Below are 10204 nucleotides of genomic sequence, written 5' to 3'. Positions count from 1 at the left end.
AGCGATGCTCTTTGCCATCCTTGAAACGTTTTTTTGCTCGTAAAAACATATCCTACTCTTGCCCAATATTATCAGCAAAGCAAGGGGGTAGGTCGGCACTACAAGCCTTTTTTGCATCCTGCTAACGTAACTTCAAGAGGTTACGCTTCAAAACAGGGCGAAAATAGTGAAATCGGAGGTCGAACTGCGAAAGTCGGGCTAAGGCCCAGTTAATTATTCCAGGGGCCTCTCTATGGAGAATTTCCGTCTCACCGCCCCTTTTTGCCCAAGCTGCCCTTTCCTCCTGAGTGACGCGCTTCTTGAATTCGACTGTTACCCTTCTGCGCTCAATACCACTGGTGTAGTCGGAGGATGCTAACCGCTCGTTGCTCATCAATAAGGTCTGCCCTTTGTAGATAAAGGAGCCTTGCTGCTGCTGGTTCTTCCGTTCAAGGCGGAGGGGATCTTGGCCGGTCATCGCCTTGAGAACACTGACTGACCCACCGTATTTGCCTGCTTCTTCAATAGCAGTAAGACGCTTTCCAAAAATGTTAGCGGATTCAAACCTATTGGTCTCGAGCTGTTTGAGTGATGTTGTTGTTGCATTCTCCTCACCTACTAGAACGAATACAAGCCTGCCGAAAGTACTCTTCCCTGTGCCACCAGGACCAATCAGGTGCAAGAATACCTGCAGGTCCGACCGGCTGGTGAGAAGTGCATTTAGCCATGCCCTCAATAGGGCTATTGTATCTTCGTCTCCTTCAACGGCCTCACTCAACCAAGTCAAAAAATGAGGACACTGAGCCTCTCTTTCATATTCAAAAGGGAGTATCCAAGTGCTTGCGTTCGCAGGGGTTGCAGGCACCAATTCACCAGTTGCCAAATCGAGCAATCCATTTTGAAAGGGGATCATATCCTCCTTGGCTACCGGGAGGAGATTCTGACCACACTTCTGAAGGAGAGACACCACGCCATTGTGGTAATTATTACTGAAACCGAGATCCAACGACCCTGCATATAGCAAGTACGTTACCGCTGAACTGAACTCTGCAGGAGGACATTCGCACCAATAACATTCAAATTTATACCAACGCAGACCTTCCATACTGAATGCAAAGAGGCCATTGAGCGCTCCTGTGAAAATATCAACTGCCTTTGATTGTGGCACAAGACTTGTTTTGCCATCTTCCTTTTCTAGAATAAGGCTCCCCTTGAGGAGTTCTCCAATTTTTTCTAATATAGGTGAAGATGCAGGATAACTTACTGATAATGAAGAAGATGTAGGAGGTGAAGACTTGGTAGGATTTTTCATACGAAAAAAACGGGAAATATCCTTGTCCAACTCGCCCAGAATAACATCCCGGTTAGCTTGTTTGATATCGTTGCGAACCCGCATGAACATGCTCTTGTCACGACTCTTCAAACTTGCCAGCATCTTCAATGCTTCTGGCTCATAGGGTGCCCCACAATCGGTTTTCGTACGGTCCAGGAGCTCAGGCAATACTTTGTCAAAATCGATCTCCTTTTCCACATACCTCCTGAACCTGTACGTGATGGAGCCATGGGCATAACTATGGATCAAGGCCTTACCGCCATTCCAATAGAACTTGGCTTTGGTCTTGCTGCCAGCGTCATAATCAAATTCCAGTGGATCGGCCAATGACTTTCCGTGGTATGCTGCACCATCTTTAAACACATCAGTGACCGTGACCCCTCCCTTGAGATGTGCAAAGTAAAGAAAGTCGTCGTCTTCGAGGACATGCCGCTGCCTTTCCTCGACAATGGTTCGTGCCTTGTCACTATCCAGCTTGCCACCAGAGGCCTTAACCAGTTTTCCTGCTTCCTTTACGATATATCTTTCCCGTATTCTTTCCTGGATCGCCCCAGCCTTTTCTTTTGTTTGAACAATCAGCTGGTCGTACGCTGCGTTTTCCTCTTCTGTTAGATCTGGCAACAGTCCTGTGTCGAGTAACTTTCCTGGAGAATATTCCGGATCCGGCAATCGTTGTTCAAGGCCGTCTTCACACATGGCGCCGGCCACGAAATCAAGTCTCTCTGGTGAGCCTACAGTCAAATCAATAATAGTCCGCACCAGAAATGCTCCAGATCTGGAAGTCTCTATACGACCATATCCTGCTAACCAAAGCCTCTTGCCGAGTACTTCGAGGAAACGGGGTATGTCTGTGGCTTTTTCTGGAAACAAGTAAAGATGAAAACCGGCACCAAGCCCACTCAACTCTTCACCTGTGGCAGAATCATGGATACAAGCCGAGGTTGACGGTGTTGCCACCCACGCACTACCTTCCACTTCAGGATAAACCTCAATTACACATTTAAGGAGTTCCCTGGGGTTGTAAGGCTCCAAAGCCTTATCGAGTAATGCAGACGAATTTTCACGAGCCGCATCGTGGTCGAACATGAGAATCCCAGGTCCCGCAGGATAGCCAAGGAACTCCTTGGACCTAGCTATGATTGGCAAACAGTTAGGTTGTCCGTCTGCCTCTTTGCGTACTGCTGCGAGGCGTGATCTGGGTACCACGAACGCCTCTTCAGAACCACAGACGCCATGAGTGATCGCTTTAGCAGGGGTGAGTTTTCTTAAACTGTGAGCGAAACGCTCCGGTGTTATCGTTATGGTCTTAATACGTCCTTCTGACATGCGACACCCGGAAGAATCTTTTATTAACTTTTCTCCCTCTCGACGCATACTTTTCGTCAATATTCCATTTGCCGCAGTAACAACACTAAACTGTATTCTTTGTTCCTCATTCTTAATTACGGTCTTGCTCAATGCACCTTTTTTGTCCACAGTTCTGTGACTCGTTTTCCCCCTCATGCTGCAACTCGAGGAAGACTATCTATCCATTCCTGAATCTCGTCACTCCACCAGCCTACAGACTTGGGACCGAGTTTTACCGGAGTAGGAAAAGCCCCGGTCTTCATCAACTCGTAAATCTTTGACTTACCCCATCCGGTTGCTGATTCAACTTGATGTATGCGAAGAACTGTCCTGGTGATACCTGGAATGTTTTGAATGTTATAAGATTTCTTTCCTTTTGATTTAGGGCCTGTAGGTTGTTCTATTGATGTCATGTTTCCTCCAAGTTGACTTAAATGGATTAGTCTGTGCTTGAAAGGAAAAGTATGCGGAAAATGGTTGTTTGGGAAGGTAGGTGAGGTTGTTTTCCTCACCCACCCCTGTGGGGGTGGGGGTACCCGAGGTTGTGGAGCCCTAGGGTAGGGTAGAACCTTGATGAAAATGAAATTTAATTGAATAACAGCACGTTAAGGGGTGGGTAAGGTTTCTAGAAACTTCCCTTTATGCTCCTTCATTAGGTCGCCAATTAACGGTTTTTGCTGTTTCCTTAACTCCTGTTGAGTTTTTATTTCCACGGTAGATCAACCATTCATAGTCCTGGTAGTTATTTTCCAACCATTCTTCAAGAAGCTTTATGACAGTTTTGGGACTGTTTTCCCAATCGGATTTGCTAACCGCCTCCCATGCATGAATAGCTGCTGCCAACTTTGAACTATAGCACTTGTGGCCTGGGTCAAGATAACCTGGACCATTGAGATCAACTGCGTTCTCTTGACTATCAGGTAGAAAAAATTTTGATTTAATTCCTCTTTCACTCAGCCATAAGCAAAAAGATACTTTACTCACGGTTGATTGAGACCAATCAGGTTCAACTTTAAAGTGGAATCGTCGACCTCCAGATAGAAGGGTGAGATCGATATCATCAGGTAAATTGTTGTAGTCGATTTCATATTGTTGGGCTCGATCTTCATCTTCTTGTAGGTCTTCCAGGAAACCGAACTGACCGGCTTCAAATGCTTTGTACCTTTTAATAGCTGGAAGTTTGCCAGCCATAATAGCCGTGGTCACTATTGAAAATGCTGCCTTGAATTCAGGAGGCTTGAAGTTGTCACGATATCCATTGCCGGGATCACGACTTAAAGTATAATTTCCAACCCAGGTAACGTCTCCAGGATCAAGATCAATTAGCAAAATTATGGCGTCAATTACCTTCAAATCTTCACTATGCCTATAAAAATCAAAACTATCCATATCTTCCCCTTCAAAGCCCTTATTATGAAGAAATGCACAGGGAAGACGGTTAAGGGAAACCGCTGTTCGGGAGCTACCCTATCCCCATGCAAACTGTTATTTGTTTGCTAGTTGTCCAATCGGTATTATTTCGGCTCCATGCTCAAGGTGCTGTAGCAGATCAGCCCACCATTGCATAAGCTCTCTTCTTTGGGGCAGGTACTCACTCCTGTGGTAAGCAGCTCGAACCTTGTTCCTTTGCTCGTGGGCCAGAGCCTTCTCAATCACATCGCCGTCAAATCCTGACTCATTGGCAATGGTTGAAAAGGTTGCCCGGAACCCATGCACAGTAGCCCGTGAATGATAGCCAAGGCGATACATTGCATAGAGCATTGTATTTTCAGAAAGCGATTTACTGTGGTCTCTGATACCTGGGAAGACGATACCCTCTTGACCAAACAACCGCCCCATCTCTTCAAGAATCCCCATGGCCTGCCTTGAAAGAGGAACGGAGTGCGGAGTTGCCATCTTCATTCTTTCTGCCGGGATCTTCCACAGTTTCTCTTCAATATTTATCTCTTTCCAGGTAGCGCCACGAACCTCGCCACTTCTTGCAGCGGTCAGGATTGTGAACTGAAGAGCAAGCCGGGTGGTTTGATGTATATCCCCAACAGAAAGGTCCTTCAGAAAATGTGGCAAACCTTCCCTTGAAATGGCAGCTCTGTGGTTCACTTTTCTGGTTTTTAGAACCCCTTTCATTTCTGCTGCGGGATTGGAATCTATCCGCCCGGTTTGTACTCCGTAACGAAAAACAGCGTTCACCCTTTGTAGAACCTTACTTGCTATTTCAAGCGATCCCCTTGCTTCTATTGATCGAAGTATTTTCAGAATTTCAGGTGGGGCAATATCACTTACAGGTCTACTGCCTATAACTGGGAACGCATCACGCCTGAGAGTAGCTAAAACAGCATCAGCATGTTCTTTGCTCCATTTACCAAGTTGTTGCTCCCACCATTCAAAAGTTAGATTTTCAAAGCTATTTTTGCCCTTTCTCTCTTCTTCCTCGATCTCAGCAAGATACTCTTGTTTTTCCTTTCTTCGTTCATGAGCTGGGTTTTTCCCCCGGTCAAGAAGATCACGGGCGCCGGCTCTTTTTCTTCTGGCAACCTCCAGTGTCACTTGTGGGAATTCACCGAGGACAAGAGTGGTTTCCTTACCATCAAACCGATACCTGTAACGCCAGGTCTTTTTTCCTGTTTTGGAAATGTGGAGATAAAGGCCTTTACCGTCAGCGAGTTTATAGGCCTTGTTGGTGGGTTTTGCGTTCCTTACTTGGACGGCGGATAGTTTCATTGCGACACTCCCTCCGAATGCGGGTACAAAATGACAAATGCGGGTATATTTGAATCCTGTACCCACACCTGTACCCACATTTATCGGGGATGTCAACGGACTAAAATGGAGCAAAAAGGAAAGAAAAAACCCGCTAACCGTTGCTGGCTGCGGGTTAAAAAGACTTTGTCGGAAGTCTTGGGACTAACAAATGGTGCCGGAGGTCGGAATCGAACCGACACGGGCGCAAGGCCCGCTGGATTTTGAGTCCAGTGCGTCTACCAGTTTCACCACTCCGGCATGGATTCAACTAGTTACCTTAATTGCTCTTCTAAGTCAAGAACAAAGCAATTTGTTTGATACTAACCATATACACTTCCCTTGGAACGGCAAAACGGCTCACAGTAATCCGTTAGCATACTTTATTGCCGTTAAATAACACGTATTCACTTTCTCCGGGTCAAGCTCCAATCTTTCGAACAAGGGGACAAAAAGGGCTTCATTATTTCTTTCGTAATTTTTAACGAGCTCTAAATAAATACAATAGGGGCCAGTGTCAGTAAGCAGTGCTTCTTTTATACCGTTACTCACCGGAAGCCTGTCCATAATTTCTATCATTGGAGCATTCAACATGGCATCAAGCAGGGAAAATAATCCAACTACAAACAATTCAGAGGACTCAATGCTGCGGTCACTGTTTTCTCCCAATAATTCACAAAATTTTGCCCGCACCAAGCCAAGGCGCACCAACTCTCCTGGTTTGCTCGTTGTCATTTCAGAAATGATGACCAACATAACAAAATGGCGCAATTCTTTTATGCCAAGATAGGCTATAGCCTGCTTTACCGACTTAATTTCCTGCAACCGATAAAAATAAGAGGAATTAAGAAATCGCAGCAGCTTGTAGCTCACAGATATATCATTTGCAATTATATTGTGCAGTTTATCAATGGTCGTGCTTTTTTTGGTTACTTCCGCCAACAACCGCAGGTGGGTAATCTGAGTGGTGCTGAGTTCCTCGATCTTTATCTGTTCGGGCTTGGAAAAAAAATATCCCTGAAAATAGACAAACCCAAGTTTCGCTGCTGCCTCAAATTCTTCTAAAGTCTCCACCTTTTCTGCAAGGAGTTTTACCTTATACCTGGCAAGTATATTCAGGGTACGTAAAATGGTTTGGTGTGGGGTAAGCCTGAAATCTATTTTTACGATATCTGCAAGTTGTAACAGCGGTATAAATTTCCTGTCATACACAAAATCATCCAATGCCAGGGTATAGCCTTTGTTGTGCAACTGCTGACAGGCCTGCACTACCTGTGGGGTCGGCTCCACATCTTCCAGAATTTCAACTACCACGCTCTCTTTCGAAAAAGATTCTGGTAGCTTTTTCTCCAGCAGGTCTTGTGTAAAATTGATGAAGCATGGTTTAAAACTCGAGATATCCTGTATATCCCTGGTCAAAAACGCACTGGAAAGCAAGCTTGTTGTGGCTCGATTGCCGCTCACCTTATCTAAAGAATAATGCTTGGCGCCCCGGTACAATAATTCGTAGGCATACACTTTTTTATGCAGATTAAAAATCGGCTGTCTTGCGATATATTGTTCCATTCTATGCCTGCCGGCCTCGTATTCTCTGCGAGTTGGGTTCGCTCGCTTAACGTTTTTTATTTCTGAGGGTTTTAAAGAAGAAAGTCTGGATAAGCTTGACAGTAGCTGATTCTATCAATGTAAAAGCCACCGCGAAAGTATCGGCGTCCACGCGAGTGACGATCCCCGTTGCCTCAATTTTTTCTTTTTCTTCGGGAAGAGTAAGCATTACCAAAACCTTTTCGCGCAAGACAACCGGCACGCTTACAGAGGAAAGAGCGCAGCCAGAGGTTGAGATGTCGCGCAACACTGCTTCGCCATCATCGAACCTTGTCCTATACTGCACAGGTAATCTGTCTCCTGAAAAACGGTAGGCTTTCCGTCTTGATCTACTTCTGAGGTGTGATTGAACCATGTTGCTCTTAATACCTTATCTCTCTACTCGTAAAAAACAGTGTTACATGACGCTACACTCAAACATGTGCCCTTACAGTTCACGATATCACGCTGGCAGTGAATGTGAAGCGATGACCAATATTCCGCCAACAAAAAAACAAATACAGGCACAAACAGAGTGCCTTTTACAATCGTATGGATTCTATTGCACCGATGACGTCTGACACGCATAATAGCCTTTTTTTTGAACGAGCAGCTGCTCCCTCTTCTCCAGTCAACCGTTGCCCCTGTTTACAGGTCAAGTAATGGGTTCTTTTGTCATTGCCGGACTGATTTTTCTTGTTGCTGGATTTGTTCAGGGTATAACAGGATTTGGCGCAGGTCTGGTAGCCATCCCGCTTCTCTGCCTGATCATAGATGTGAAAACAGCAGTACCACTGGTCATCTTAAATGGTGTCATCATAACCAGTTATCTGGCTTACACATTACGTTCTTTTCTGGACTCAAAAAAGATACTGCCCTTGCTTGTCGGCTCAATACCTGGAGTGCTACTTGGTTCTCAATGTCTTACGCTGGTCAACCCTGATCTTATTCGAACCTTTCTCGGCATTTTGCTCATTGCCTACAGTGTCTATAATCTGGCAGCCCATCCCAAGCCAGTAAAGATGCCGTTATTTATCGGCTATGCAGCAGGATTTTGCACTGGCTTTATCACTGCTTTATTAAGCGCCGGCGGTCCACCTGCCATTATCTACACGACATTGACCGACTGGAAGAAAAATGAAATAAAAGCAACCCTGACAGGATTTTTTGTTTTTAATGCTGTTTTCACCATGATCGTACACGCACTCAGCGGGATGACAACACTGTTAACCTTGAAGTATTGCACAGTCACGATGCCACTGGTACTGCTGGGGACGGCGATCGGTTCCCGTCTTACCGACAAGATCAACCGCAGGGCCTACCTTATATGTATATACGTGTTTCTGTTGATGATGGGAGCGTTAATGGTTTGGGGATAACCAGGGCAGCCTCTTTTCACCTCCATTGCCAAAGTCAAGCTTTGCTTGGCCTGGAAGTGAGTAGACCGATTTTTTTACGAACAAAAGGTATTACCTGATAATATTAACGTACTGTTACCAGTCGACGGATATTAACACTCGTCAATCGTGAAAAACCTTTTTTATACGCTTCGTAATAGCGCATGACCTTTGCCACATATGCCACTGTTTCCGGAATGCGTGGAATTTTTCCGAATGGTTTCACGCGACCTGGTCCTGCATTATATGCGGCCAGGCTTAATTCGACGTTTCCATGATAACAATCGAGCATGCGCCGGAAGTAGCGAGTTCCACCATCAATATTCTGACGAACATCAAAGGGATCTGCAACATCCAGATCTTTTGCCGTGCCAGGCATCAACTGCATCAATCCCTGTGCACCTTGAGAGGAAATGGCCAGTGGATTGAAGTTTGATTCTGTTTTAATGATGGCTCTAATTAAGGAGGGGTCGACTTTATAGGTGGCCGCTGCACGGTTAATATGTTGATGCAGGGAATGGGAGGAAATATTGCGCTGCTGAGCAACAAGCGCCGGATAGCTGTGTAATCTGCTGGAAAATACCTTCTTTGGTTTCTGCCGAATGGACTGAACAGGAGTACCGGTTTTCAGCCTCGTTCTGCCATCGGCGGGAACATTAGTGTAATGGGCCACACCCTGTTCGTCAACATAGGTATACAGCGCTGCATCTGCTGATACCGGCAAAACAGCCAGTATCAGCACCAACGACGCGAAAAGGATTTTCTCCATAGATTACCCGAAGTTATTTCTGGCGTTTTTCCCAGTCTGAAAGAAATTGTTCCATGCCTCTATCGGTCAAAGGATGTTTTGCCAACTGAGCAATTACCTTGTATGGAATGGTAGCAATGTCTGCACCAACCAGGGCAGAGTCCGATACATGCATCGGGGAGCGCACAGAGGCTACAATAACCTCGGTTGCGTACCCATAATTGCGATATATACTCATTATATCGGCAACAAGTTCCAAACCATTAATGGAAATATCATCAAGCCGACCAACAAACGGGCTGACATAGGTAGCACCGGCCTTGGCTGCAAGCAATGCCTGGGTAGAAGAAAAGATCAAGGTAACATTTGTTTTAATGTCTTCGGCTGCCAAACGTTTAACCGCTTTTAGGCCTTCCTCAATCATTGGTACCTTGATAACGATATTGTCGCTTATTTTGACAAGTTCGCGGGCCTCTGCAACCATGCCGTCAGCATCCAAGCTCACCACTTCCGCACTTACCGGACCATCGACAATAGCGCAAATATCTTTGAGTATGTCATTAAATGGGCGCTGTTCCTTTGAGACAAGGGATGGATTGGTGGTTACACCGTCAACCATGCCTATTTCGAGACCTTTTTTAATCTCGTCAATGTTGGCGGTATCTATAAAAAACTTCATTCTTTTTCCTCCGAATTTTCTGTAAATAAATCGCAGCATTTCTCGCTGCAAAAATAATATGTATGCCCATCTTTCCGCAGACGGATAGCCTGTTTTTTAGGGATCAGGGTATGACAGACAGGGTCCTCTACCAGTACATCTTGTACTTGAGAGTCTTTTTTCTCTTGAGATGATTTTTTTTTAAACTGCTCCAGCAATAAGCTGCGCAGCAGACGGTAGCCGATATAAAAAAGAGCGGCGAGTATCAGGAGGCGAAAAGGAGTCATTTATCTTACGTTTTTTTTTGCTGTTGCACATTTCAACATGACAGTATTATAGCCGTGGACCGACAAAAGTCTAATCAAATCCTTTCCACTCAGTAAAAACCGTTGTCGAACATTCTTACCAGCGCAGCGCAA

Annotated in this window: 10 protein-coding genes and 1 tRNA gene; 1 reads left to right on the top strand and 10 read right to left on the bottom strand. The window is 45.4% G+C overall.

Annotation, left to right across the window (positions count from 1 at the left end; genetic code table 11):
• Positions 1-121: 121 nt before the first annotated feature.
• From JWH17_RS24430 to JWH17_RS18385, 7 genes are all read right to left on the bottom strand, one after another.
• Entirely contained in the window at positions 122-2788 is a 2667-nt protein-coding gene (locus JWH17_RS24430; protein ID WP_205224128.1) for a DNA primase family protein, read from the bottom strand.
• A gap of 23 nt (positions 2789-2811) precedes the next feature.
• The gene (locus JWH17_RS18410) at positions 2812-3072 is read right to left on the bottom strand and encodes a helix-turn-helix transcriptional regulator (protein WP_205224127.1); all 261 of its coding nucleotides are present in this window, start codon (positions 3070-3072) and stop codon (positions 2812-2814) included.
• A gap of 226 nt (positions 3073-3298) precedes the next feature.
• The gene (locus JWH17_RS18405; protein ID WP_205224126.1) at positions 3299-4048 is read right to left on the bottom strand and encodes a hypothetical protein; all 750 of its coding nucleotides are present in this window, start codon (positions 4046-4048) and stop codon (positions 3299-3301) included.
• 96 nt (positions 4049-4144) lie between these two features.
• A complete protein-coding gene (locus JWH17_RS18400; protein ID WP_205224125.1) occupies positions 4145-5380 on the bottom strand; it encodes a tyrosine-type recombinase/integrase in 1236 nt (411 codons plus the stop codon).
• Between the two features lie 191 nt (positions 5381-5571).
• Positions 5572-5659, bottom strand: a tRNA-Leu gene (locus tag JWH17_RS18395).
• Between the two features lie 99 nt (positions 5660-5758).
• A complete protein-coding gene (locus JWH17_RS18390) occupies positions 5759-6964 on the bottom strand; it encodes an EAL and HDOD domain-containing protein (RefSeq protein WP_205224124.1) in 1206 nt (401 codons plus the stop codon).
• 46 nt (positions 6965-7010) lie between these two features.
• Entirely contained in the window at positions 7011-7358 is a 348-nt protein-coding gene (locus tag JWH17_RS18385) for a PilZ domain-containing protein (RefSeq protein WP_232371176.1), read from the bottom strand.
• Positions 7359-7644: 286 nt separating this feature from the next.
• On the opposite strand from JWH17_RS18385, the gene JWH17_RS18380 reads away from it, so the two are divergent.
• Positions 7645-8361, top strand: a complete 717-nt coding sequence (locus tag JWH17_RS18380; protein WP_205224122.1) for a sulfite exporter TauE/SafE family protein — start codon at positions 7645-7647, stop codon at positions 8359-8361.
• A 103-nt stretch (positions 8362-8464) separates the two neighbouring features.
• Here the strand turns inward: JWH17_RS18380 and JWH17_RS18375 are convergent, their stop codons facing one another.
• The 3 genes from JWH17_RS18375 to JWH17_RS18365 are packed head-to-tail and all read right to left on the bottom strand — an operon-like array spanning position 8465 to position 10072.
• Positions 8465-9148, bottom strand: coding sequence for a lytic transglycosylase domain-containing protein (locus JWH17_RS18375; RefSeq protein ID WP_205224121.1), 684 nt, complete (start codon positions 9146-9148; stop codon positions 8465-8467).
• A 13-nt stretch (positions 9149-9161) separates the two neighbouring features.
• Complete coding sequence (fsa, locus tag JWH17_RS18370; RefSeq protein ID WP_205224120.1) at positions 9162-9806, bottom strand: fructose-6-phosphate aldolase; 645 nt, start codon at positions 9804-9806, stop codon at positions 9162-9164.
• A complete protein-coding gene (locus tag JWH17_RS18365; RefSeq protein WP_205224119.1) occupies positions 9803-10072 on the bottom strand; it encodes a YHS domain-containing protein in 270 nt (89 codons plus the stop codon). The genes fsa and JWH17_RS18365 overlap by 4 nt, the downstream gene beginning before the upstream one ends.
• Positions 10073-10204 lie beyond the last annotated feature (132 nt).

Source organism: Desulfogranum marinum, from assembly GCF_016918565.1.
In the GTDB taxonomy this organism is placed as follows: Bacteria; Desulfobacterota; Desulfobulbia; order Desulfobulbales; family Desulfobulbaceae; genus Desulfogranum; species Desulfogranum marinum.
The sequence above is the reverse complement of the archived record's forward strand: the minus strand, read 5'-3'. Positions and strand labels throughout refer to the sequence as shown.